Origin of the sequence: Microcoleus sp. FACHB-SPT15 (assembly GCF_014849525.1) — a bacterium.
Taxonomy (GTDB): Bacteria; Cyanobacteriota; Cyanobacteriia; order Cyanobacteriales; family Coleofasciculaceae; genus Symplocastrum; species Symplocastrum torsivum.
Window position 1 is genome coordinate 16364 of the sequence record NZ_JACJNU010000067.1, and the last position, 26159, is coordinate 42522.

The window sequence follows — 26159 nt, forward strand, 5'->3', positions numbered from 1 at the left end:
TTCCAAGAGTAAGAATATTGTGTTATCCCAAACGCTCTCGTTGTCCAACAACCAGCGAGGACACAACCAGTAGCATAGAAGCCAACAACATTAAAGTAGAAATGGCGTTAATCGCTGGTGTTACTGAAAATTTAATCATTCCGTAGACAAAAAGCGGTAGAGTGGTTGACCCTACACCAGATGTAAAGAAGGTTACGACAAAGTCGTCCAAAGATAGAGTAAAGGCAAGCAGTGCCGCGCTAAAAATACCTGGCCAAATCAGAGGTAGGGTGATGCGCCACAGCGTCCGCCATTCATTCGCTCCTAAATCCATTGCCGCCTCTTCTATGGCTGGATTTAAATCAGCTAGCCGCGCTCTCACTGTAATTGCAACAAATGAAATATTAAAGGCTACATGACCAATAATTACCGTAGGCAAGCCCAATACTAAACGAATACCCGTTAAATTCTCTATTAGCTGAAATACTAAGCTAAAGAAGACGAGTAAAGAAATGCCCATCGTGATTTCAGGAATGATGATTGGCAGAAACAGTAATGCTTCCACAGCCGCACGTCCTGGAAACCGAAAGCGTTCCAATGCCAGTGCAATCATTGTGCCGAAAATTGTTGCCAATATCGTAGAAATCGCGGCAACTAGCAGACTATTATTTAATGCATCCCAAATCAAGACATCGCTAATACTGGCAGTTCCGTCTGATACTCCCTGTAATAAGCTGCGATACCAGTCCAAGGTGAAGCCTCGCCAAACGGCATTGAACCGGGAAGTATTGAAGGAGTAAATCACTAAGATGAAAATGGGCAGGTAGAGGAAGGCAAACCCTAACAAGGAGACTAGCTTTAGCCCCTGTCTCCCAAGCGAACGAATTAGTAAATCAGTTTTTATTTTTTGCCTCTCCTCTCTTACCTCTCCACCCTTACCTGTTGCCATAATTGCCATCAGGATTTCACCTCCTCAGATGTCCGGAAGTAAATCAGCACTGGAACTAACACAACTGCCATTAGCAACATCGAAAGCGCCGAACCAAAAGGCCAGTTACGCGCTTTGAGAAACTGATTTTGGATAAGGTTTCCTACCATCAACGTTTTTGCGCCACCAAGAATATCGGGTGTAATGAAAGCGCCCACTGCTGGGATAAAAACAAGCAACGAACCCGCGATAACTCCCCGCATTGTTAAGGGCAAGACTACACGAAAAAAGGTACGCAAGTCATTTGCTCCTAAGTCCTGTGCAGCTTCGACTAACGAGAAGTTAAAGCGCTCCATTGTGGCGTACAAGGGCAGAATCATGAAGGGGAGGTAGCCGTAAATTAAGCCAACGGTAACGGCAAAGGGTGTAAAGAGGAGAGTGAGTGGTTCGTCAATCAGTTGCGTACTTTGGAGGGCAACGTTGAAAACACCTTCGGTACGCAGCAGAACAATCCAGGCGTAGGTACGCACCAGGAAGTTAGTCCAGAAAGGAATAATGACGAGTAATAGTAAGGCATTGCGCCAACGGGATGAACTCGTGGCGATGAAGAAGGCTAACGGGTAGCCAATCAGCAAGCAAGCAATGGTGGTGATTAAGGCAAGCCATATTGAGCGCCAGACTACACCTAAATACAGTTCACTTGTGACGCGCTGATAGTTCCGAAGGGTGAATTCCCAAGTGATGCCGCCATAGGTGCCACGTTCTAGGAAGCTGTACAGCAGCACAATGAGTAAAGGCAGGATGAAAAACAGCAGCAGCCACGCGGTTGCGGGAAATAGGAAAACGAATAGATTTGTGCGCTTACGAGTCTCAATCGTTGAGGTGGGTTGCTGTTGCTGTTGCTGCCAAATGGTCATTGCTCATTTGTTTGGGACAAGAGACGGCACGTTTAGTTATGAGGCCGTCGGTATTCTAAGCGTCAATTTTTTTTGACTGAAGTGTATTAAAACTTGTGCGGCACCCTCAAAATGTTGCCTGCATCACCATACCTTAATTTCTTTTCTGGCTTTGGGTGTTGTCGCAATAATTCTTAGAATTAGCGCGGTGTCGTTGAGATTGGTCGTTAAAAGTGCTGGTTGGTTGGAAGAACCTGGACGTGGGAGACTTTGAACTCCGGTTCTCCTTTAACGCTTCCCTAATAGGCGCTTGTTAGACGTTGACAAACCAAGTATACGAGCCTTTTATTAGTGCAAAATTTGTGACAAAAACTTTTTAATGCGATCGCCTTTTGGGTTGTTGAAAAACTCATCAGGTGTTGTGTCTGCAATCATCTGTCCCTCTGCCAGGAAGATGACGCGATCGGCAACCTCATGGGCAAAACCGACTTCGTGGGTAACATAAACCATTGTCATACCAGACTCAGCTAGTGATCGCATTACATCTAGCACTTCTCGCACCATTTCTGAGTCAAGGGCAGAGTCTTACTTTATCCTTTCCGTGGTTGTCCCTGGCGCTTAGCAAGTTGCTGCATGGTGAACAGAGCAATGCCAATCAACAGGAAAGAAAAAATAGTCGTAATCGTACCCAATGCATAGAGCGCAGGGGTAGTTACGTTGGTTGTCATGCCAAAAATTTCTAGGGGCAGGGTGTTGTTTTCTCCAGAAATCAACGAAGTCCGGGTAAATTCATCGTAGGAGAGGGTAAAGCCAAGTAACCCAACACCAATCACACTAGAGGCAATTAGAGGAAAGACAATACGCCAGAAAGTAGTGCGATCGCTAGCGCCTAAATCACGAGCAGCTTCCTCATAGGATGGATTAAAGCGACCAAAAATACCGAGCATAATCAGGAAAGCAAATGGTAACGTCCAGGTTAAATGTCCTAGAAGTGCAGAGGAATACCACTGAGCGGGTAGATTGAGGACACTGAAGACAATCCCAATCCCTAACGAAACGAGGATACTAGGAACAATCAAGCTAGAAATAGTCAGGTAGAACACTATGTTCGACCCTCTAAATTGCTTCCGGAAGGCTAGTCCTGCCATCACGCTGAAAACAACAGTAACCAGCATAATAATCAGCCCTAACGTAAACGAGCGCTGAAATGCTGTGACAAAACTACCAACCCGTTGCTCTCCAAACACGGCTCCAATCCAATGAAAACTGAATCCTCGCATCGGAAAAGTTAACTGTCCTTCTGGCCCTTGGAGCGACAGGAGGAAAACAGCAAACATTGGTCCGTAGAGGAATAGAACAAATAGACCGAAGAAAGCTGTGAGGAGAATAGATGAAGTAGAACGCTTTTTCTCTGCCATGATTCTTTAGAAAGTCAAAAGTCAAAGTTAAAAGTCAAAAATGGGTAATTTAGTTGCAAGATTGTTGGCTACTGGCTATGTGAAAAATGAATGTGAAACAGCTTAGATCTGCTTACGGATATCAACAACCCGCAGCATCGCAAACACAATTAAGAGGGTGAGAATCAGAAGAACGACAGCATTAGCGGCGGCAGCGGGATACTGCAAGCTGTCAATTTGATTCTTGATGAGATATCCAACAGAGGATGATTTGCCACCACTCATCAGTCGCATCGTGGCAAACTCTCCCATAACCAATGTCACAACAAAGATAGAACCGATCGCAATTCCCGGAGCAGATAAGGGCAGAATGATGCGTTTTTGGATCTCAAACGCTGATGCACCCAAATCCTCTGCCGCTGAAACCAATGCCCGATCAATCTTCATCATGCTATTAAAGATTGGGGCAACCATAAACAGACAGTAGAGATGCACCATCGCTAGCACCACGGCAAAATCAGAGAACAAGAATATCTCAATTGGCTTATTCGTCAGATGTAGTGCCATCAGTGCCTGGTTAATCAATCCTTCTCGTCCCAAGAAGGGAACCCAAGAAATCAGCCGAATGATGTTGGAGGTAAGGAAGGGAACGGTACAAACCAAAAATAAAATGGTTTGCCACTTGGCACTTTTAATATGAAAGGCAAGATAGTAAGCTACCGGATAACTAATCAGCACACATACGAACCACACAATTGCAGCAAATCTGATCGTGTTGGCGTAGGTTTTCAGATAAACCGGAGAGGTGAAGATGCCGATGTAGTTTTTTAGCGTAAACGCGGGAATGCTAGCGATGCCATTGAATTCCCAAAAGCTGACGACCAAGATTACTGCAATTGGTAGCACTAAGCCGAATAGAAAGACAAGCGTTTGTGGCGCGACGAGAAAATACGTTCGGAGATCTTTCGATGGGTTCAACATTGGAAGAGTTCTACAGATTAAATTGTTTGCTAACGGCAGAGGCGAAGCATTTTACATTGCCGATTAGAAGTATGAAAAGACAACTCAGACCCCCGACTTCTTTGTTGAAACCTTGATGGCTAGGGGATAAATCTAATTCAGAAGTCGGGGGTCTGCCGGAAATCGATCACCTGAATGCCTTACCCCTACAGCGATTGGATGTACGACATCGTTACGCCACAATGAACTCTGTCCATTTGTAGACGAGATATTCTTGCTCTTGCATAAATGAGTTCCAGCAAACGATGTTGCCAACCCGTTCATTAAAAGAGCCGCCATCTCGCACGGCACCTTTGGGTTCAATCGTCTTGCCAAATGGATCGATCATGTCGATCGCTGCCGCTTTCCCGTCATACCAGAAGTCCCACTCTTCAGGCTTCATGAGCTTTCTGGCACTTTCAGGTGCGGCGCTGTAGTAACCTTGCCGACTCAAGAAACTACCCAGCCAACCGCTTAGTGTCCAGTTAAGATACTCATAAGCAGCATCCAATTGAATGCCAGAGAGGTTTTTGGACAGACCCAACCCACCACCCCAACCTCGATAGCCTTCCTTTAACGCGGCATAGATGCAGGGCAATCCCCTACCCTTCACGGCGGTAACAGCAGGCGACCACATCGATTGCAGTATCACCTCTCCTGATGACATGAAGTTAACGGACTCATCAAAGGTTTTCCAGAAAGCCCGAAACTGACCGTCTTGCTTTTGCTGGATCAAGAGTTGAGTGACCTTGTTGAGTTCTTCACGGGTCATATTGCCCTTATCGCTGAATGTCATCAACCCCTGCGCTTCCATCACCATTGCCGCATCCATAATCCCAATGGAGGGAATGTCTAGAAGTGATGTTTTGCCCTTGAATTCAGGATTAAATAGTTCTGCCCAAGATTCAATTTTTCTACCTACCAAATCAGGACGGTATCCCAACGTATCAGCACCATATTGGTAGGGAATCAAGGTTGCCCAGTTGGTTGGCTGCGCGGCAAACTCGGTTGAATTCTGATCCTTGACAAACAGCACTTTACGGGGAGCCGTTCCTTGAGAGGTATTTACCCTAGCGCCTGGACGCAGTTCTCCCGTAGTGAAGATGGGCGTAATTTTGTCAAAGTCCTTGAGTTTGTTGACATCAATTCCCTGAAGATTACCGGAGGGAATCACCAACGGCAAGCTGAAGAATTCACCATCAAAGATGTCGTATTGCTTGGGTTGGGTTACAGCTATCTGAATATTCTCTGCTGTACTCAAAGCCCGCATCCGGAGCTTAAAGCCCAAATCCTTCTCCGCTTGTGTACGGATTTCATTCACCTGAGCAACGCCTGTCCCGATAAAGCGCAAGGTTACATCTTTAATCTTGTTAGCGTTAAATTCAGGTCCACGAGCAGGGTTGTTGGGAGTTCCGAGAGGAGCTTGTGCTTGGGGAGAGGCACATCGAGTTGTAGCGATCGCAGCCCCAACCGCCAGTCCACCCCTGACGAAGTTTCGCCGACTGATTCTAGTCATAGAAAGTAATTTTTGACTTTTAACTTTTGACTTTCTTTAGTGCGGTAAGAACACGCAATTGCCTTCTGACCAACGCAACGTAACGAGTTGCCCTTCAGAATAGGGGTCTTCTTCCCAATCTGTGGTACGGACTTTGTAGAGTAGCTCTTTCCCCGTCTTCTCCTCTAATAGGCAAACTCGCGTGACATAACCTGTCATCTCAATCGATACGATGCGAGCCGAAATATGGTTTGCTAGATGACTCGGCTTAATTGTTGGATCGGGGGAATAGGACTCCATTTTCATTAAATCTGGGCGAACGCAACAGGCTGCTGTCGATCCAATGGGAGCTGCTTGTCCTCGGCAGTACAGGGAGCCAATGCCCTCAACCTCTAGCTCAATCAAATCGAGTTTGTTGGAATCCGGTGCATAGTGTCTCACCTTGCCTTGGAAGATGTTGTTATCGCCCATGAACTTGGCAACAAATTGCGAGGCTGGTGTTTTGAACATCTCAGATGGGGTTGCCACCTGATCGAGATGACCATGACTCATCACCACAACCATATCGGAGAGGGAGAACGCTTCTTCAACGTGGTGAGTCACTTGGATAAACGTCATGCCAAATTGCTTTTGAATGCGGCGCAGTTCCGTCCGCATCTGTACCCGCAAGTTTTCATCGAGGGCGCTTAAGGGTTCATCCAACATCAGCACTTGAGGACGAGTGACTAGCGATCGCGCCAGTGCAATTCGCTGTTGCTGTCCACCGCTCAACTGACTCGATTTACGATCTGCTAGATGGCTCAATCCCACCATCTCCAACATTTCACCGACACGAGTGCGGCGATCGCTAGTTGGTACTTGCTGCATCTCTAGACCGAATTCCACATTTTGCCAAACACTCATGTGGGGAAAGAGTGCATAACTTTGAAACATCATTGAGGTGTTTCGTTTAGCAGCAGGGATGTCATTGACACGGCGAGCGCCAATGAGAATATCACCACTAGTAATCTCTTCGTGTCCTGCAATCATCCGCAGCAGCGTGGTTTTTCCGCATCCGCTAGGACCTAGCAAACAGCAGTAATAGCCTGCTGGAATATCCAACGTGATGTTCTCTACTGCTGTTACCGGACCATACTTCTTGGTGACTGACCGTAGCGAAACACCTGCCGCCGCATTAGCCAAGGCTTCTTGAGTGGCACTAAGAGCTTGTTGATGAGTTGTATTAGCCCTGATGGAGTTTTTTCCAGTTCCGATTGTCATGGCTTGTTTTATTTAAATAAGTGTAGATATGGACACACAAAAGCTAGGCTCCTCAGCTCCTACAATGGGTCTGAGCCGTCTTGCTATCTCTGGGGGTTATGGAAGAGTTCCGCTTGATTCCTTACAGCTCTCAGCAGAAGTGGCGAGTGCAAAACTCAGCAAGTATTGTGGAAACTTAATTTAAGTTTGTACACTCGGTATAGCTTGCGATAGAAAACACTTTTGTATTCATGTTTACACTTTGATGAGAGACTGATTGATGAACTACACGTAGAGATTTGCGATCGCACAATCAAGAGATGATTTTGATAGCATTCATGGTTCGGTTAACTTCAACATGTGGGTGAAACACATTGGTCTGTATGATGCATCCTTAGATTGTGCAAGGTAAATTATGAAAAGGTGTCAAAACTATTTGTCAACAATTCCTAACTTTGAAATTTTTTAATTTATGGAAATAGCTACCGAGGTTTCTATATACTCCTAAGTACAGCCTCACGGAAACAACTATCCAGTTAAAAAAGGTTAAAAAGCTTACTGTACAAGCTTTCCTACCGTTTGCCCTCTGCTGTCTGCATTCTTGCACTCAGCCAGTTCAGTGTGTCGGTTTTTCCCGGAAACGCAGTCCAAGCGGCTAGAGACCATTTAATTCCTAGTAAGCAGCAATTAATTCAAAGAAACTAACAGTTTTAACGGGATAATGAAGCGGCTAAACAATTAATGTCTGTTTGCCGCAATTTCAGTAATTATGCAGAGAGAAATCAGCCATTTGGCAGAAATTCAGAGTATGTAACCGTACATGAGTTGCATAATAGCGGTGAATCAAGAGGCTCACCTGCTAGCTTTGGGACTAGTAAGCAGCCATCTTTCTTTTATTGATTTTATTTCATCCCAAAAAGCACTTTGGTAGCAAGGGAGGCTTTTAAAGCATTCTCTTAATTCATCGGTTTTTGCATCTTCTTTTATTTCATTAAATTCAGAGTCATCAGTCGATTATTCTGCTTGCCTAACCCAATTGATGATTGTATTATGGCTAATGCCAGTGAACCTCTCAATCTCACGGAATCCTAACCCGTTGTAATACATTCTCAAGCAAATTTGCTTGACATCATCAGAATACCCCTTGAGAGAATAGGATTCTACAAATTGACGACTACAGTTTTTACAAAGATAATTTTGTTTACCAGAACGATGACCATTTTTTCGGATTTGCTTTGATCCACATCTGGGGCATTTCATTTCTTTTCAGTTCTTTGAGACTATAGCGTTCTTCGCTAAAACTGTCGTGATAGCTGCAACTGAAAGCTTGTCAGACGAGTGACTTAATTGAATTAACGAAGCTAAACGGACAATCAGGAAGTGTAAAGTTCTGAATTCCCTCCGCAACTGTCAGATACTGAATTACGCATACTGCATTCTGTATACAGAAGCAAATCACAAGGCTATTAAGCTAAGCCGGAAATAAGGCAATTTCAGAAGCTGAAACCCTTGATTTATCGTTCTGTCGCCGTGATGCGATCGCCTTAATTTAATAGCATTGTCCAGTGGGGGGTTTGCGGGGCAACGTCCCCCAATCTAGGTTTTTCCAACGAATGATTACTGTTCGCTTAAGTCAGTGCCATTCCCCTTAATTTAATGAGAGTGATGCATTGGCTACACTACCCGCTTTGTAAGCTGCCCATCCACCGTAGTGAGAAATATCAACCCAGTTGTACTTCTCAACTAACTCACGGGGATACAGAAAAGCCGTCACTACTTCTCCATCCTCTAGGACGACATCACTGGCATACATATGGGGTGGCTCTGTTGCCGCAAGGTGTTCAAACTGTTCTAAACTCAGTTCATACACTTCCCCTGGAATAGAAATACCGCCCTCAGCTACTTGGTAAATTGCCGGGTGCCAACCATTTTCTGCTGCGTGTAAGCGATAAAGTGGGCGCGTTTTGGCTTCTCTGATGAACTTAGCTTCCCCAAGGTTGCCGTGGTCAGGTTGACCCCGAAGGGCAGAACCACAGATGAATACTCGTGTGGTTGTGATCTCTGTTTGACTCATAGTGTCTCTAACTCCTCTGTAACGCAGATAAATAGGTTGAAGGCAGAATTGTGCTTTCGTATACAGTTGAATTACCGCTAAAGCTGGATTTCATTTGTATTCTGTATCTTGTATACAGTATTTAGTGTATACAAGCAAGCCACTGACTACACCTTTTTGATTCCAACCACTGAAGAAGGAGTGCCACAATGACTGGAAATTGGAGTTTACCTAATTGAATCAAGAATCCCCGCAGCTTTGGCACGGGGAGTGTCAACGGAGTATTTCTTCGAGATGATGCTGATTCCAAAGTGAGTGATACAAACCCGGCTGTTGTAGAAGCTCAGCATGAGTACCTGTTTGAACAATTTGACCGGCTTCCATAACAAATATCCGGTCAGCGGTAGCCGCCGCCGAGAGTTGATGAGAGATAAAAATTACAGTTTTGCGCTGAACGCCTTGGGAGAGATTTTCCAAAATCTGAGTCGCTGTTTGATTATCAACACTCGAAAGAGCGTCATCAAGAATCAGCACAGGTGCATCCATTAACAAGGCTCTAGCTAAAGCCGTTCTTTGTCTCTGTCCACCAGAGAGGGTAATTCCCCGTTCACCGACGATTGTCTCGTATTGTTGAGGAAAGTTGAGAATTTCTGACTGGATTTGCGCTTGTTTAGCAGCCTGTTCGACTTCCGGCTGTTCGCTTAAAGGATTACCGTAGCGGATATTGTTTTTGATGCTGGTACTAAAGAGAAAGCTATCTTGAGGAACATAAGCGATCGCTTTTCGTAAGTCAGGCAAGCGCAATTTTGTAATATCCTGCCCATCTAAAAATAGCTGATGAGGCTCAATATCCAGCAGACGGGGTAAGGCATTGGCAAGCGTAGATTTTCCTGAACCAATTGCTCCCACAATTGCTACGGTTTCACCTGCATTAATCGTGAAGGTTACCTCTTTAAGGGCTGGAGTTTTTGAACCAGGAAAAGTGTAAGTTAGGTTAACCGCCTTAAGCTGACCTTTCACAGGTTCAGGTAGACTAATCGCATCGGGAGCATCGGCAATCCGTGGCTTGACCATGAGAATTGATTCGACACGATCAACACTCACTTCACCCCGTTGATAAGCAGTAATCGTGAAACCGAGAAGCGCCGTTGGGAAAACTAAACGTTCAGCGTAGAGAACCAGCGCAATAAAGTCCCCAATACTAATTGCTCCAGACGCGATCGAGCCAGAACCAACCCACAGCAGCGCTAGCAAGCTGACATAAGCAAGAGCTTCAATCACAGGGAACAAGATGTTCCGTGTTCTTGCTAGCTTAAGATTTGCTCCCAAAAGCTGTCCATTGAGCTGTCGAAAAGCACGGCGCTCGTTTTGCTCCTGAGCATATATCTTAATCAGGGAGATGCCACTCATATCTTCCTGAATCAGTTCACTCAAGCTTGAGAGTTCTTCCTGAACCGTTAGCTGTTGGTTGCGTAGATTTTCACTAAATAGCTGGACAGTAATCAACATGAACGGATAAACTGCGATCGCCAATACGGTTAGCCGTAAGCTAATCGACATCATCACTGGCAGTGTTAGAGCATAGGCAAATACTGTGTTTGCCAGACTCAATACAGCAAACCCCAGCAAACGCCGAATATTATCAACATCACTGGTAGCGCGGTTGATTAAATCCCCAGCTGTATTGGTAGAAAAATAGGATGGCTCCAGCGTCAGCAAGTGTTGAAAAATTTTCTGCTTCAGGTCAAACTCCACCTGACGCCCCAATCCAAACAGCAGAATGCGCGATGCCATCCGAATCACCCACATTACGCTTGAGAGAATCAGGATAAGCAACACAAAGCGCCAGATGTAGTCAAAGCTGACGGCTTGACGCAACTCGTCAATGCTATCCCTAATTAGTAGAGGGATATAAACTCCGATTCCATTAACAATTAGTAGAGCAACGATGCCTAGTGTAGCTTGCTGCCAGTGAGGGCGCAGATAAGCTAGCAGTTTTTGCAGACGCGAGTTAGCCATGTTACAAATCTAACAATTTTCGATTGTAGATGATGGCTAGTCCTGGCTCCCTGCACAAAAAGTGGGATTACCTAAGTGTTGTGGTTATGTTGCTCTGGCTTCAGTAATCCACTCAACTTGTTAGACGCCGTAGTGATTCCCCGTGAAAAACCCCGAACTTATTTTCGGAAAAGTCCTAATCGTTATGAGCGATCTTGATCTGTATCCTCTTGCTCAGATGTCGGCTTATTGATCTCTTCCTTAAAGCCTCTGAGAGTTTTTCCCAAAGCGCTGCCCACTTCTGGAATTTTCTTAGGACCAAAAATGATCAACGCTATGATCGCAATAATTCCGACTTCGGGCCATCCTAAACCAAACATAATAAATTTCCTATAAATTCTCCTTCACTAACTATAGACAGGAGAGGGCTACCGAGAGTGAGAAACTAACTTTGTTAACAGTTATAGCAATCAGCAGTCAGCTTTCAGCGGTCAGCTTTGGGTCAAATCAGCTCTAGCTATGTTACGAAAGCTCCCGTTAATGTCCTAACAGTCGTGGCTACTGCTATAACTCTCAAGGGTCTCAACAGTGAATAAAACAGAAACTAGGCAGCGTTTTGGCGATACCAGTCAATGGTATTTTTTAGCCCTTGTCGAAAATCCACCTGTGCCGTGAAGCCAAAGGTTTGCTTTGCCCGTTCGGTATCTAAACAGCGACGGGGTTGTCCGTTGGGCTTATCGGTTTCCCAGACAATTTCGCCATCATATTCCATCAATTCACACAGTAAGGTGATCAGGTCACGAATAGAGATTTCATAACCCGTGCCTAAATTTACTGGCTCTGGGTCATTGTAATCAGCCGTCCCCATGACAATCCCCCGTGCGGCATCCGTTGAGTAGAGAAATTCACGAGTTGGGCTACCGTCTCCCCACACGGGTAATTTCTTTTCTCCTATGAGCTGAGCTTCGTGTATCTTACGAATCAATGCCGGGATGACGTGAGAACTCTTGGGATCGAAGTTGTCTTCTGGCCCATACAAGTTCACAGGTAGTAAGTAGATACCATTAAACCCATATTGTTGTCGATAGGATTGGAGTTGAACGAGTAGGGCTTTCTTTGCTACTCCGTATGCCGCGTTGGTTTCCTCTGGGTAGCCATTCCAGAGGTCATCTTCTTTAAATGGAACTGGCGTGAACTTGGGATAGGCACAGATCGTGCCGATACACACAAACTTTTCCACACCCGCTTGATAAGCAGCATGAATTAGCTGTGTTCCCATCATCAGATTATCGTAGAACAGTTCAGCAGGTTTTTCTTGATTTAGTCCTATACCTCCAACGTGCGCGGCTAAGTGAATGACAACATCCTGCTGTTCAACAGCTTGTTGGCACTTTTCTAGGGAACGGAGGTCATAGTCATGCGATCGCGGTACGCTAATCTTGTCTAGCTTTGCCCCAGCTTGACACAGTTGCGCCACTACTTGACGCCCTAGAAATCCTGCCCCACCTGTGACAAGAATTCTTTTGTTACTCAAATCTAAACTTGCCATTGCTGTTGCCATCCTTGCCTAGCACTGCTGAATTTTTCTCTTCAATCAGTCGCAATTCGATAGTGTTACTTTTTGCGAACGGACTTGCTGCAAGCCCCCTCACGTACTTTAATCAACCATACTGCCCACACTCTGACGAATATAAGCGTTATCACTCATTAGCTGTGAAGCTTCGCCATTGAGCCAAGGCAAACCCAGCGCTCGCAAGTCCGCTTCCACCATTAAGGCGACTAATTGCTCAAATGTTATGGAAGGTTCCCAACCAAGCTTCTGACGTGCCTTGGTCGGGTCACCAATCAGTAAATCCACTTCAGCGGGACGGAGATAGCGTTTGTCAAATTCCACATAGTCGTGCCAATCCAGATTGACGCAGTTAAAGGAAATATCCAGGAATTCCTGAATCGAATGCGTTTCGCCTGTAGCGACAACGTAATCATCCGGCTCATCTTGCTGTAGCATCAGCCACATCGCCTTGACGTAGTCTTTAGCGTAACCCCAGTCTCGCTTTGAGTCCAGATTGCCGAGATAGATTTTTTTCTGCTGACCTGCTACAATCCGGGCGATCGCTCTCGTGATTTTCCGCGTAACAAAGGTTTCCCCCCGACGTGGCGATTCGTGGTTAAACAGTATCCCATTAGAAGCAAACATCCCATAGGACTCGCGATAATTCACGGTTTGCCAGTGAGCATAAACCTTTGCACAAGCGTAGGGACTCCTTGGATAAAACGGAGTGGTTTCCTTTTGTGGTACATCCTGTACCTTGCCAAACATCTCAGAAGAACCCGCCTGATAGAAACGCACATTAATGCCAGTGCGCTGGCGATAGTCTCGAATCGCTTCCAACAGGCGTAGCGTTCCCATTCCCACAGAATCAACAGTATATTCTGGTGAGTCAAAACTCACACGCACATGGGATTGAGCGCCGAGGTTGTAAATCTCTACTGGCTTAACTTCCTCTAAAATCCGGCGCAGGGTAACACCATCGGTCAAGTCACCGTAGTGGAGAAATAACCGTGCATTTTCATTGTGAGGGTCTACATAGATGTGATCGATTCGGTCGGTGTTAAACGTGGAAGTCCGCCGAATGATTCCGTGAACCTCATAATCTTTCTCCAGCAACAACTCACTCAAATAGGAACCGTCTTGTCCTGTGATGCCGGTGATCAGCGCTTTCTTTCGTTGCGTCATCTAAAAATCTTCCTGTGACAAATGTGGGCACCCACGACAACTGCTTGCTTTGTTGAATCGATACTCCAACTAGAGTAGTTGGGAGCTAAATCAATTAACTTTAAATTTACTTAAAATTCTCCCATTGCGAAGTGTGCAATAGCATAACTTATGCTGTTGGTTTTAGCGAACTCTACGGAACACCAAGAATAAGGGATAAATGGATAGGTGGGTCTACATTTAAACATTTAGACAAACTAATGAGGAGATAGTTGGCAGGGAAGCGGCAGATCCAGCAAGTTCCTGCAACACATTCTCCCGTCATCCTATCCCCGATCTTCCCAACAAGCAAAGCTATCCGCCATTTATAGAATGCCTGAACATTCCTGGTATCTCCCTCAGTACGCGCCATTATTTTTGGGAGCAATGATTACACCAAGAGTTCTCACTATCACCCATAAATCCAGCCAAAAACTCCGGAAGTTAACATAGTAAACGTCAATCTGAACCCGACGCTCATAAGGAATGTCATTACGCCCTGAAACTTGCCATAAGCCAGTAAGACCTGGTCGAATTTTCAGAACTTTGTCCATATGACAACCGTACTTTGATAGTTCCTCTGGTACTAACGGTCGAGGACCAACAACACTCATATCTCCTTTCAAAACATTCCAAAATTGAGGAAACTCATCTAGGCTAGTAATCCGTAGAAATTTTCCAATGGCAGTAATCCGAGGGTCTTGCTTAAGCTTGAAATTATCCTCAAACTCATTACGCAAGTGCGGGGATGTTGCCATAATATCGTCTAATATCTCATCGGCATTTTCTACCATTGTTCTGAATTTTATACAACCAAAAGCCTTGTAATCTTTCCCGACACGTTCTTGGACATAGAAAATTGGTCCAGGTGAACTGAGCGCAATCAGCAGGGCAAGTATCAGGTAAATCGGCAAAAACAAAATCAGAACCAATAGCGAAAATATGACATCAAACAGCCGCTTGGCGAGATCTCCGTCTAAGCGATGTTGAGATAGACCTCGTTGTCTGTTTCGCGCCGCGAGTGGCTGAAATCCTCGCTTCACGAACGTTCTCAACATCTTGACGGAGATAAGTTGGCTTTCGGCAGTCATCTTACTCCTTCACTTCACACCACACCGTCATGATCATAAAGCCAGAAGACGCTTGCTAAGGTGTTCTTCGCCCTGGAAACACGAATTTGTTAGTTCAAAGTCGAGATTGAAAGTCCTCTTGGCACTGCTCCAGAAAACTCAAATAGCGATCGCTAAAAACGTTTGGGGCAAATTCAGCAGCGCTTAATCGGCTCATTTCGGGACTAAACACTCCTTTTGACTCCTCAAAGGTTTTTACGGCTTCGATTAACGCTGCTGCACTCTGAGTTAGAAAAAATAGACCCGTTGCACGGTCTGAATGTTGCCGAATATCCCGCACCGTTTCCAGCGCACCACCAGCGCCATAAGCAATAACTGGCGTTCCACAGGCTTGAGCTTCCACAAGAGCAATGCCAAAATCTTCAATTGCAGCGTACACAAAAGCTTTGGCTTTAGCTAAATACTGCTCAACCACCGAGTCTGGCTGAAATCCCAGCACTTTTACATTTGGTCGTGCCAGATTACGAATTGTGTCCAACTCTGGTCCCTCCCCAATCACAACGAGTGGGCGTTCTAGTTGATTGAAGGCTTCGACAATCAACGAAACTTTCTTATAACTGACTAGCCGGGAAACCGTGAGATAAAAATCTTCTTTTTGAGCCTGAAAGGGAAAGCGTTCAATATTGACTGGCGGGTAAATGACTTCAGCTTGACGGCGGTAGCAGCGCCAGATGCGACGTGCGGTATGGTGGGAGTTAGCAATAAAGTAATCCACTCGGTTGGCTGAAAGCACATCCCACTGACGTAGCCGATGCAGCAAATACCGCGTGAGAAAGCCTTGAACACCACGGCCTAGGCGACTACTACGGAGATAATCAAATGTCAAATCCCAGGCGTAGCGCATGGGGGTGTGGCAGTAGCAGATATGGGGCTGTTGCGGTGTGGTTAGGATTCCTTTAGCGACAGCGTGGGAAGAAGAGAGGATGACATCATACTCGCGTAAGTCCAGCTGTTCAATTGCTAGAGGGAGTAGTGGGAGATATTTTTGGACCCCATTATAGGCATTGGGTAAGTGTTGCAAAAATGTGGTGCCAATCGAACGCCCAAACAGATAACTCTGGGGGTTAGTAGATTCAAAATCAATCAAGGCATAAAGATCGGCATCAACATGCTTTAAGATTTCTTGAACTACTAGTTCTGACCCGCCAGTTGCTTTGGGTGTCAACCATTCATGAACTAGGGCATACTTCAAGGACATTTACCCATAATGCTTGTCAGACTAAGAGCTTACCGCAAGCTGAGGCAGGTGGCTCTCAGCTTTTAGTGGTCAGCTTTCGGTTTTGAAAATAAAACTCAAGGCTCTAAGTACCAAGCCTTTACTCTCCTAAAGCTGAGAGCTAAAACAAAAACTTTCGCCGCGAAGGTCTAGCTACCGGAGCAGTAGGTGTTAAAGTCCGCGACAATCTGTTTTTCCAAGGTCGTGGCTTGTTGCACACCAAGCCGAGCCGCTTCAGCTGCTGAACGGTCATTCTTTTGTGAAGCGGCGATGAAGTTGCGTGTCGCTTTGCTGGTATCGCGATAGACATTAATAAAACCAGCTTGATAGTCTTGGAGTTTTTCGTCCTTAACATCGATGGCTTCCATGGCACGAGAAGCTTTTTCCATGGCATCAGCGGCTTGCATGACAGATTTAGGGTCATTCGCCTTTTCACCCTTAGTGACGGATTTCGCTTCACTAACAGCCCTGTTGGCAACCTCCATAATCTTTTTACACTCAGAGACTTTGCTCTGGGTGCAGCTAACAGTCCACAAGCTGATGGCGGTAGTTAAAGAAAAAAGGACGAAGTACCGCTTCGGAAAATGCATTAATGCTCTCCTAATGAATTTTGGGCACTCTCGTTGTCCTAGCATATTTTCTCTGTGCTTGAAAGCTTTACTTTTGTGTTGCTTCGAGTGCAGCAGCAATGCGTTGCAAAGTTTCTGTTAGTTGACCCAGTTGCTGGAGAGAATCATGTTGAGTTTCTGCAAGCGTTTGCACCGCGTCACTTAAAGCAAAGAGCTGATAGCCCTGTTGTTGAACTTGGTGCCCTTGGTGCTGCACCTGAATCGCAAGGGCATCCACACGGTCAGCCAAACGATCAATCGTCTCAGTAGTTGCCAGGACTGCCTCTCCAATTTGTTCAACAATTGACTCCAAGCGATTGATTCGGGTTTCCACGCCAAGTTCCTCCTTGTTTGTAGGAGTTGAATTGCTTTGAGCCTCTCCTGTCTGAGCGTGTCTATTCACCGGCAATTTTTTCTGATCCAAAAGCAAAATAACTCAACAATCGCTTCTTGTGTGAAAAGTGGCATATTGCCATGTCTATGAGAGAAAAGTCAACGGTACAACGTGAGCCGAAACGGTATCCATCTTGTCCCGAATGACTTTATTGATGACACCGTTGATGCCAATGCCAAGCATTGCTGATAATTTTACTGAGGTCTGAGTATTGAGGATACCAGCCAAGGATTTTTTGTGCCTTGTCGCAACTGCCAACCCAAAGCGGGGGGTCTCCGGGGCGGCGATCGCATTCTACGATGTTGATGTCCCGATTGGTGACTTGCCGTGCCGTTTCGATCACTTGCCGAACACAGAAGCCGTTGCCATTGCCTAAGTTAAACAATATAGCCTGCCTAGAAAAACTTCATAATCAAGCACAGTCACAGGGACAGGAAGTAACAAGACATGAAGCAATTGACTAGCCTGACGCACCCACGCTGATTTTATAGACAATTATTGCTCCAATGGCGAGTATAATGCCCGTGTAATAGCGATTCAAATCCTAGTTTAGGGAGATCAGGCGTCACCGAAACGACGGTACTACCAGCTACTAATTGTTAGTTGTTATTTTGAGTGGTCAGACTGACAATTAACAACCAACGACCACCAACTCACCACTCACTGGTTCTTAACGATGTTCCTACTACTTACCCAAGTACTGCTGTGGCTGCTGCTGACAGTTATTCTTTACCAACTGCTGCTGAAAGTAATCCCTAGAGCGTATCTTACCCTGATTGGGGGGTTATTTCTGTTTGCAATCATCGTGCTAGCGTTTTTCTTTCCCAACGATAGGTTGGTATCAGCAGCATGGAACATTCTCGCATTTCCCCTGAAGCCCGTTGGAGCTTCTATTTTGCTATTGATCATTGCCTTACGCCAAGGACTTGGCAAATCGAGGAATCTGGTTTCGGCAGCGCTACTGATTTTGCTAGTTTCTAGTACCCCAATCTTGGCGAATCAGCTGGCTCAACGGACTGAACTCGGAGCAATTCAAGCTGAGCAACGACGCCAAGAGCTTTGCCAGGGGGTGTGTCCGGCTGATGTGACACCGACAGGAACCGCTCCTGTTGGGGCGATTGTGGTGCTAGGACGGGGAACAACCCAAGCTAATCTACCCTACCGCACACAAATTCAGCTAACCGATACAGGCGATCGCATTCTTTACGCCGCTCAGCTTTATCGGGAACAGGTTGCCGCAGGTACCCGACCTCTAGTAATTGTTAGCGCTGGTCCTAGAGCGGATTTGCAAGGCAATCAAGACCAGACAACTGAGGCTAATGATATTGCCACCTTACTGACGCAACTAGGCGTTCCCCGTGAACAGATTGTGGTTGAACCCAGAGGGATAGATCTGCGTAGCAGTGCTATAGAGGTAAACAATATTTTAAGAAGTCGGCAACTCGGCAACAGCCGTGTCCTCCTGGTTACCTCTGGACTCAATAGCCGCCGTGCGAGGCTAACCTTTGCGGATGTCGGAATCAACGTAATTTCTCGACCTACGGACTTTGTAGGATTTCAGGCTGGGGCAACACCGAGATTACGCCTTCGGATCGAATCGTTCCTCCCCACTGTTGAAGCACTCACCGTTACTACACGCATCGTTGAGGAGTTTCTGACCTCGCTTTATTACTACTTACGAGGCTGGCTAGCGCCGGTAATCATTTAACTCGCTAAGCAATCATATTTACTCCCTTCCCCATAAATATTTAAGGCTGGGGAAAGGAGTACCTCACAAGCGACTCGATTGAAAAACTTACGGATAATCATGCACACTAAATTTCTACAAAGACGACTGGCTTGAGGGTTGGACAGATTATATTCAGTCAAGGTTCCCCAAGCGCAATTCTCTTTGGCATTCTCAACACCTACAGCGAGCAGTTATCGATTTATAGGAGTCAGACGGCTGAAACGAGTTATTGTTTTCTTGCCAGTCCCTTACTCCATCTCACCTTTCCATAGGTAGTCGAGTAGTTAAGTAGGGTACGTTACAACGCACCCTATCCTATGACTAGGAACTATTGTTACCTGCTTATACCTTGTTCACCACTGATGTCCTCAAATTCACTTGGGTATCTATGGCAACTGTCTGATAGACATTCTCTGGTATGGGGTGACGTGCCTCAACCAGACTAATGGCTCTGGAGGCACTTTCAGGTAGAATCACCACCAAACTGCCCGGTGTTGCCTGATCTAATGCCGTATTAACTGCCTCGATTTCCTTGAGAATCTTTTCATAAGGGCAATCTGGCTTTTCTTGGTTAATGCCCTTAGCAATCAACTCAGATGCCTCACCGCTCGAACGCCCCCGCAGATCATCATCTTCTTTAATAATTATCCGGTTAAAGATTTGTGCTGAGAGTCGGCCGAGTTCAATAAAGTCTTCATCGCGGCGATCGCCAGGGCCACCAATCACCCCAATGCGTTCTCCAGGCCAATTGCGGACAAAACTACCCAGCGCTTCATAACTTGCCGCATTGTGGGCATAATCAACAAGCGCATGGTAGCTACCAAGATTAAACAAATTCATCCGTCCTGGAGTCTGATTGACAGAAGCCCGGAAGGTTGTTAACGCCGCTCGAATTGCCTCAATCGGCACCCCCTGAGCAAAAGCAGCAAGACTTGCCGCTAACGCATTCGCAATCATGAAGGGCGCTCGTCCCTCCATTGTCACTGGCAAATGCACAGCCTGATCAATTCGCAGAGTCCAATCTCCTTTCAGAATCGACAAATAGCCGTTCTCATACACCGCCGCTAGACCACCACCTCGCGTGTGTTTTTGCACCAGCTCATTTCCTGGGTTCATCGAGAAGTAAGCCACCTGGCCTTTCACCCGCTTCGCCATCTCGGCAACCAGGGGATCATCCGCGTTAAGGACAGCATACCCCTTAGGACTCACAACCTCTGCGACAACACTCTTTAGGTGAGCCAACTGCTCAATCGTGTCGATATCCCCAATACCCAGATGGTCAGCCGCAACATTCAAGACAACGCCAACATCACAGCTCTCAAATGCTAAGCCAGAACGTAGTAACCCACCACGCGCTGTTTCCAGGACCGCAACCTCAACCGTTGGGTCTTTGAGAATAACCTGAGCGCTTTGAGGCCCGGTTGTATCACCTTTTTCCACAACATGGTCATCAATGTAGATGCCATCCGTGGTGGTGTAGCCGACAACTTGTCCAGTTTGCCGATAAATATGAGCAATTAGGCGTGTCGTTGTCGTTTTTCCGTTTGTCCCTGTAATCGCAATCATGGGAATCCGACCGGATTTACCATTGGGAAAGAGCATTTCCATCACTGGGGCAGCGACATTCCTGGCAAGACCAATGCTCGGACAGACGTGCATTCGGAACCCTGGGGCAGCGTTCACTTCCACAATAACGCCGTCTACGTCCCGCAGAGGCTGGGTAATATCAGGGGTGACAATATCAATTCCGGCAATATCCAGACCAATTGTTTTAGCCACTCGTTGCGCTAACCAAATATTTTCTGGGTGGATGTCGTCAGTCCGGTCTACAGCAATACCTCCCGTACTGAGGTTAGCTGTTGCCCGTAGGTAACAAATTTCCCCTGAGTTTAGTACTGTATCCAGGCTGTATCCCTGACGTACCAACAAATCCATACTGGTGCGGTCTACGATGATTTTGGTGAGAACGTTATCATGACCTTCACCGCGATTCGGGTCACGATTTGTTGTCTCAATCAGTTCCTCAACGGTGGCCTTACCATCCCCAATTACATGAGCTGGGACTCGTTCTGCCACCGCCACAACTTTGCCATTAATCACTAACACGCGGTGGTCGCGACCCTTATAGAAGCGTTCTACAATGACGGCTCGTGAGATATCTCTGGCAACATCGTAGGCTTGTTCCGCCTCATCCCAACTATTAATATCAATTGTGATGCCCCGTCCATGATTGCCATCCAAGGGCTTAATAACAATTGGGAAGCCGCCGACTTCTTCGATCGCGCTTTCTAGCTCGTCCAGATATTGAATTACTGTACCGCGTGGTACGGGAACACCCGCATCCCGGAGGATTTGTTTTGTGCCCTCTTTATCACAAGCAAGCTCAACTCCTAAAATCCCAGAGTAGTTGCTCAATGTTGCCTGAATTCGCTTCTGGTGGACACCATAGCCGAGCTGAATCATCGCTCTAGCGCTCAGAGGCATCCAGGGAATATCTCTTGCTTCTGCTTCTTTGACAAGCGTTTCTGTACTGGGGCCAAGGGCGGCATCACGAGCAAGGTCTTGCAAGTCTTTTAGATCTTGAGCTAATTCGTTTTGGGGATAGCTGCCAGTACTGACAATGCTTTGACACAGCCGTACCGCTGCCCGTGCGGCATAACGACCTGCTTGTTCGTCAGTGTACTCAATCACAACCTGGTAGACTCCCGGTGTCGCCGTCTCCCTGGTGCGACCAAATCCCACTGGCATACCTGCCATTGTTTGCAGTTCTAGGGCAACGTGTTCAATGATGTGCCCCATCATCGTGCCTCTGTTCACACGGCTGAGGAAACCACCCCGAACACCGGGGGAACAGAAATGTTCCTCCAGACTAGGTAGTGTAGCAATCAGTCCCTCGTAGAAGCCAGGAATCTCGTTGGAGGGTTTTTCTGCTAGTTCCTCTAAATCGAGACGCATGACGACGAGGTTGTGGCGTCGAATGCTCCAATAGTTGGGTCCGCGTAACGTCTGGATTTTCAGAATTCTCATAGCAACTTTTGAGGGTGGTGATTCACGATTGGGATCAGAAAGAAAGTATCAAGAAGCAATTACAAAAAATGCGCCTTTACTCCTTACTCCTGTAGGGTGTGAGCGAAAGACACGTCGTCAAGATGTGCCAAAATCCTTAAACAAGCGTAAGAGGGGTTTGCTCTTCCAATCGTCACACTCAAGCCAGCTGTCACATAGCGAGGCTCGATGGGAGACGCTACGAAAGAGCTAGACTTGAGAGCTGGCTTGAGCAGAGGTGCCTCCATAACAACAAGGATAGAGAAAATTTTTATCTCGCTCAGCAAAAACCTCGTCGAGCGCTGTTAAGTCTATTGCTTGGTGGTTCCGACCTGGCATGAATACGCTCTTTTCACAAAAGGTGTAGTTTTGATCGGTGGGTAACGGCTTCATCCTAAGTTACCTTGCTTAAACCCTGACTTACAGGCATGGACGAGGTTTCGAGTCTTATCTAGTTTCTAGCTTTAAAAAGCCCTTAAACTGTTCACCAGTAACAGTTTTCTCCAAAGTAGCAGATATGTTTTCCAGGAGGAGGTATAGGGGCGTACAGGATGCCATTTGTATTGTTATACGGTCTCTAACCAACTGGAAGATATAGAAACTATAGGACTTAGCAGTCCTGCGGGATGAGACTACGTTTGTGTAAATGGTAGCGATCGCCATAGCTAAGAATATGCACCCGGAGATTATGGAGACTAAGTGGGTCGGTAGCACTAACATCAGGTTGGTTGGTATAAGACATTTCTCCTGGATCGATAATTGTCACGGTGCCTTTGCCCATTACTTGTAATAAGCCATCTCTCTCGAACAAGGCACAAGTATCTTCATCAATACCAATTCCTAATCGTTCTGGATGTTCTGCTACAGCACTCATTAAACGTGCCATCCGATTGCGATTGTGAAAATGCTGATCGACAATTACCTCTGGAATAATTCCGAGTCCCGTTGCCATGTCTACTAAAGACCGATTCGGGCACTCCCCACTACCGCCTCCAGCGATCATATGATGCCCCATGACGGCTGCACCTGCACTGGTTCCTGCTAAAGTAATTTCACCTTGTTGGACTCGTCGCCGCACTTTTTCCATTAGGGGTGTGTCGGCGAGTAACCCACACAAGCGCAACTGGTCACCACCCGTCATGAAAACACCAGTACATTGTTCAACGTAATCCTGTAACTGGGGATCTTCCGCTTGGACGCGATCGCGGATGTCTAATACCTTGATTTCTTTTGCCCCCATATCCTCAAAAATCCGCTGATAGCGTTCGCCAATCACAGAGGGTTCTCGCGAAGCTGACGGAATGATCCCAATTCGCGCATCACCTGACCCAGCACGCCCAAAAAACGTATGTAAGATCTCTCGTCCATGAACCTTGTCTTCAGCACCGCCGATCACTAAAATCGCGGTTTTAGTCGATTGAGGCATCTTAGTTTCGTGGGCTTGAGAGTCTAACTGCAACATAATGTCGATTTTGGGCATATCAATGAGGTAAGTCAAATAATTGAGTGTTGCTTATCAAGGGGCATAAGGATTAAGGAGGGAGGACTGTGCAAGACATTCTCTTCATAGAGGGGCATCCACCTTCCACTGTGGAGAAGGCTCCGACGTGTTCGGAGCGTTTGTAAAATACAGAGTCTGTACCTGCATACGTTACCCAGTCCCCAATCACCAATCTCTAATCCCTAATCCCCTTTTATTGAAATGGCACTCTATCGCAATTTTTATTCTGGCTCAACTCCTCAGTCGATTGTGGTGGAAAGAATGCTAATAGCTTCTATCCATTAACTTTGACGGCTTCAGTAACTAGCAGCTTTTACTCTAATTCCCTGAACAATCTAAGCTTTTGACTGTCCAGTTGATGAAGAAATGCCAGCTTACGTCGGCAATCTTCTTATTTTGAAGCAGTACTATCTATGCATAATGCCAGATAATGTGAATAATTTGTTATAATATCTTCAATGTTCTCTGACTTGAGCAACGGCAAATTATTGTTGTTTGAGAGCCACAGACCGTTGTCATTCAAGAATTTTAGGCAATTTCTCCTAACGCTCGACGCTCGGCACCCGATGAATCCCCTGTGCGATTTGATATTGTTACGCTGTTTCCCGATTTCTTTACGTCTCCTCTGTGTTCCGGGCTACTCGGTAAAGCGTTAGCCAAACAAATCGCCCAAGTCAATTTAGTCAATCCCCGCGATTTTACTACCGACAAGCACCGACGAGTCGATGATGAACCCTATGGCGGCGGTGTGGGGATGTTGATGAAACCAGAGCCAATCTTTGCGGCTGTGGAGTCATTGCCGATTTTACCCCGACGTGAGGTCATCCTGATGACACCTCAAGGGCAACCAATGAATCAGAGGTTGTTGGTAGACTTGGCAACAGGTTATGACCAGTTAGTGGTGATTTGTGGGCATTACGAAGGCGTTGATGAGCGGGTACTGCACTTGGTAACGCGGGAGGTGTCTTTAGGGGATTTTGTCTTGACTTGTGGAGAAATTCCCGCACTGGCGTTAGTTAATGGAGTTGTGCGGTTGCGACCGGGAACGGTTGGGAAAGTTGAGTCGCTCAAAGCAGAAAGCTTTGAAGCTGGATTGCTTGATTATCCCCAGTACACACGACCAGCAGAGTTTCGGGGATGGAAGGTTCCGGATGTATTACTCTCAGGAAATCATGCCGAAATTGACCGTTGGCGCAAAGAACAGCAGATTGAAAGAACACGCGATCGCCGCCCTGATTTATACACCGATTGGGTGAAGAATTCAAAAGGCGATCGCGAATAGAGTAGTGATAAGTGAGGTGTGATGTCTCACTTTCATTCACTCCAAGCGACATAACGAAAGCTAGAGGGGTGACGTGACGTTACTCAGCAGCACGCGATCGCGAGGTCATCTTTAAAATGTTAAAAACACTAAACGGTAAATTCTTCTTCGCTACAGCCTTGTCTTTAGTGTTGATTAACAGCATTGAATTGCCAAAACCTAGTAGCAATTTTGCGAGTTGGCTCAATATTAGTAACGAAGCCTCTGCCAGAAGTAGTGGAGGGCGTGGTGGCGGCGGTGGATTTAGCCGACCTTCTAATTCAGGCGGTTCTCGCAGCCGTCCTTCTGGTTCCAATGATGGTGGTGGTTACTACCGCAGCAATCCTGGTTATGGTTCTGGTGGCAATACCGTAATTATTGCTCCGGGAGGCGGTGGTTACTACGGCGGTGGGTATAGTACGGGAGGTGGGATTTTCCCAATGCTCCTGATACTGGGCATGTTTGGTCTAATTGCTCTATTTGTAATTTCAAATCGGCTGCAATCTTACAGAAGTTACAGCAATGACTCCTACTTTGCATCTGGATTGACCACTCAAACTAGTGAACGAGACAACGACACAGTAACTCTCAGTAAATTACAGGTAGCACTACTTGCTCAAACTAAAGGTCTTCAATCTGAGCTATCGCAACTGACACTTAGTGTAGATACCGATACCCCCGAAGGACTATTAGAACTTTTGCAAGAATCAGCCCTGACACTGTTACGAAATTCTGAGTACTGGAGCCATGCTCTTGCAAACTCACAAAGCGTCTATATAGATAAGGCGGAATCAATCTTTAATCAGCTTTCTCTGCAAGAGCGTAGCAAATTTAGTGCTGAAACTCTTACAAATGTGAAGGGTGCAGTCAGACAAAAAGAAGCTGTAATTCCGGGTTTAGAAGAAGACCCAGGAGCTTACATTGTAGTGACGTTGCTAGTTGGTACAGCAAATGACAAACCCCTGTTTAAAGATGTTCGTTCAATAGAAGAATTAAAGGGCGCTTTAGAAAAGATTGCTTCGGTACCAGCTGACTATTTAATGAAATTTGAACTCCTCTGGAGTCCGCAAGTAGAGGCAGATAGCCTGACTTATGATGAACTACTGACCGAGTATACAGATATGGTTCAGATTGCTTAGGATGAAGCGTTAAATAAGAAGAATACAGAAGTTCAGGAGTGGCGGTGTTCAGGAGAAGCCTAAACTTTAGAGGAACGGAGGAGAGATAAGAACGACCATTCGAGGAGAGTTCTTGGTCGCAATCCCCATGGAGTATTCAGTGGCTGCTATTGAGGTAGGATGAGAATCCCTTTCTCAAATGCCTTCTGGACTCCAGCCAGTTCCTCTATTCTCCCATGCTTTCAACGCAATTTAACTGTAATTTTATTAGCAGTTTTGTAAAGGAACATTCATACTTAGCCAAAGGAGAAGCTTGATTTTAAAATTATCAAGAAAAATTTAAAACAAATATAAAATAATTGTCATTTTACTCGACAGG

21 protein-coding genes and 3 pseudogenes are annotated in these 26159 nt (G+C 46.1%); 3 read left to right on the top strand and 21 right to left on the bottom strand.

Annotated features, from left to right (window positions below; all coding sequences use genetic code 11):
* Window positions 1-22: 22 nt before the first annotated feature.
* From H6F98_RS29395 to H6F98_RS29475, 18 genes and pseudogenes are all read right to left on the bottom strand, one after another.
* The gene (locus H6F98_RS29395; protein ID WP_192222340.1) at window positions 23-928 is read right to left on the bottom strand and encodes an ABC transporter permease; all 906 of its coding nucleotides are present in this window, start codon (window positions 926-928) and stop codon (window positions 23-25) included.
* Window positions 929-936: 8 nt separating this feature from the next.
* Window positions 937-1824: an ABC transporter permease gene (locus tag H6F98_RS29400; RefSeq protein WP_192222283.1), complete on the bottom strand. Its 888-nt coding sequence runs from the start codon at window positions 1822-1824 to the stop codon at window positions 937-939.
* 327 nt (window positions 1825-2151) lie between these two features.
* Window positions 2152-2385, bottom strand: a pseudogene (locus H6F98_RS29405) (amino acid ABC transporter ATP-binding protein); the annotation flags it as partial.
* 8 nt (window positions 2386-2393) lie between these two features.
* Window positions 2394-3221: an ABC transporter permease gene (locus H6F98_RS29410; RefSeq protein WP_192222284.1), complete on the bottom strand. Its 828-nt coding sequence runs from the start codon at window positions 3219-3221 to the stop codon at window positions 2394-2396.
* Between the two features lie 102 nt (window positions 3222-3323).
* The gene (locus tag H6F98_RS29415; protein WP_192222285.1) at window positions 3324-4181 is read right to left on the bottom strand and encodes an ABC transporter permease; all 858 of its coding nucleotides are present in this window, start codon (window positions 4179-4181) and stop codon (window positions 3324-3326) included.
* A 211-nt stretch (window positions 4182-4392) separates the two neighbouring features.
* Window positions 4393-5715, bottom strand: a complete 1323-nt coding sequence (locus tag H6F98_RS29420; protein ID WP_192222286.1) for a PotD/PotF family extracellular solute-binding protein — start codon at window positions 5713-5715, stop codon at window positions 4393-4395.
* A gap of 36 nt (window positions 5716-5751) precedes the next feature.
* The gene (locus H6F98_RS29425) at window positions 5752-6954 is read right to left on the bottom strand and encodes an ABC transporter ATP-binding protein (RefSeq protein ID WP_192222287.1); all 1203 of its coding nucleotides are present in this window, start codon (window positions 6952-6954) and stop codon (window positions 5752-5754) included.
* 996 nt (window positions 6955-7950) lie between these two features.
* Window positions 7951-8193 (bottom strand): annotated as a pseudogene (locus H6F98_RS34715) (IS1 family transposase); the annotation flags it as partial.
* Between the two features lie 388 nt (window positions 8194-8581).
* Entirely contained in the window at window positions 8582-9007 is a 426-nt protein-coding gene (locus H6F98_RS29430) for a gamma-glutamylcyclotransferase (protein ID WP_192222288.1), read from the bottom strand.
* A 252-nt stretch (window positions 9008-9259) separates the two neighbouring features.
* Complete coding sequence (locus tag H6F98_RS29435; protein WP_192222289.1) at window positions 9260-11005, bottom strand: ABC transporter ATP-binding protein; 1746 nt, start codon at window positions 11003-11005, stop codon at window positions 9260-9262.
* 182 nt (window positions 11006-11187) lie between these two features.
* The gene (gene tatA, locus H6F98_RS29440) at window positions 11188-11364 is read right to left on the bottom strand and encodes a twin-arginine translocase TatA/TatE family subunit (RefSeq protein WP_192222290.1); all 177 of its coding nucleotides are present in this window, start codon (window positions 11362-11364) and stop codon (window positions 11188-11190) included.
* A 224-nt stretch (window positions 11365-11588) separates the two neighbouring features.
* Entirely contained in the window at window positions 11589-12533 is a 945-nt protein-coding gene (locus H6F98_RS29445; protein WP_192222291.1) for a GDP-L-fucose synthase, read from the bottom strand.
* 108 nt (window positions 12534-12641) lie between these two features.
* Window positions 12642-13721, bottom strand: a complete 1080-nt coding sequence (gmd, locus tag H6F98_RS29450; RefSeq protein ID WP_192222292.1) for a GDP-mannose 4,6-dehydratase — start codon at window positions 13719-13721, stop codon at window positions 12642-12644.
* Between the two features lie 377 nt (window positions 13722-14098).
* Window positions 14099-14830: a sugar transferase gene (locus H6F98_RS29455; protein WP_192222293.1), complete on the bottom strand. Its 732-nt coding sequence runs from the start codon at window positions 14828-14830 to the stop codon at window positions 14099-14101.
* 94 nt (window positions 14831-14924) lie between these two features.
* The gene (locus H6F98_RS29460; protein ID WP_192222294.1) at window positions 14925-16067 is read right to left on the bottom strand and encodes a glycosyltransferase; all 1143 of its coding nucleotides are present in this window, start codon (window positions 16065-16067) and stop codon (window positions 14925-14927) included.
* Window positions 16068-16234: 167 nt separating this feature from the next.
* Window positions 16235-16570 (bottom strand): hypothetical protein, encoded by a 336-nt coding sequence (locus tag H6F98_RS29465; protein ID WP_242058760.1) that lies wholly within the window; start codon window positions 16568-16570, stop codon window positions 16235-16237.
* A gap of 172 nt (window positions 16571-16742) precedes the next feature.
* Entirely contained in the window at window positions 16743-17027 is a 285-nt protein-coding gene (locus H6F98_RS29470; RefSeq protein ID WP_192222296.1) for a hypothetical protein, read from the bottom strand.
* A 208-nt stretch (window positions 17028-17235) separates the two neighbouring features.
* Window positions 17236-17469, bottom strand: a pseudogene (locus tag H6F98_RS29475) (UDP-glucose 4-epimerase GalE); the annotation flags it as partial.
* A 294-nt stretch (window positions 17470-17763) separates the two neighbouring features.
* On the opposite strand from H6F98_RS29475, the gene H6F98_RS29480 reads away from it, so the two are divergent.
* On the top strand, window positions 17764-18795 hold the full coding sequence (locus H6F98_RS29480) for a YdcF family protein (protein ID WP_192222298.1): 1032 nt from the start codon (window positions 17764-17766) through the stop codon (window positions 18793-18795).
* A 363-nt stretch (window positions 18796-19158) separates the two neighbouring features.
* Here H6F98_RS29480 and cphA read toward each other — a convergent pair whose 3' ends face one another.
* The 3 genes from cphA to H6F98_RS29495 form a co-directional block, all read right to left on the bottom strand.
* Window positions 19159-21843 carry a cyanophycin synthetase gene (gene cphA, locus H6F98_RS29485; RefSeq protein ID WP_192222299.1) on the bottom strand — a complete coding sequence of 895 codons (2685 nt, stop codon included), beginning with the start codon at window positions 21841-21843 and terminating at the stop codon, window positions 19159-19161.
* A gap of 228 nt (window positions 21844-22071) precedes the next feature.
* A complete protein-coding gene (locus H6F98_RS29490) occupies window positions 22072-22254 on the bottom strand; it encodes a hypothetical protein (RefSeq protein ID WP_192222300.1) in 183 nt (60 codons plus the stop codon).
* Window positions 22255-22471: 217 nt separating this feature from the next.
* Entirely contained in the window at window positions 22472-23323 is an 852-nt protein-coding gene (locus H6F98_RS29495) for a cyanophycinase (RefSeq protein ID WP_199349090.1), read from the bottom strand.
* 616 nt (window positions 23324-23939) lie between these two features.
* Between H6F98_RS29495 and trmD the strand changes: the two genes are divergently transcribed.
* Complete coding sequence (trmD, locus tag H6F98_RS29500) at window positions 23940-24644, top strand: tRNA (guanosine(37)-N1)-methyltransferase TrmD (RefSeq protein ID WP_192222301.1); 705 nt, start codon at window positions 23940-23942, stop codon at window positions 24642-24644.
* Window positions 24645-24760: 116 nt separating this feature from the next.
* Window positions 24761-25801 carry a DUF1517 domain-containing protein gene (locus H6F98_RS29505; protein WP_192222302.1) on the top strand — a complete coding sequence of 347 codons (1041 nt, stop codon included), beginning with the start codon at window positions 24761-24763 and terminating at the stop codon, window positions 25799-25801.
* The last annotated feature ends 358 nt before the right edge of the window (window positions 25802-26159 follow it).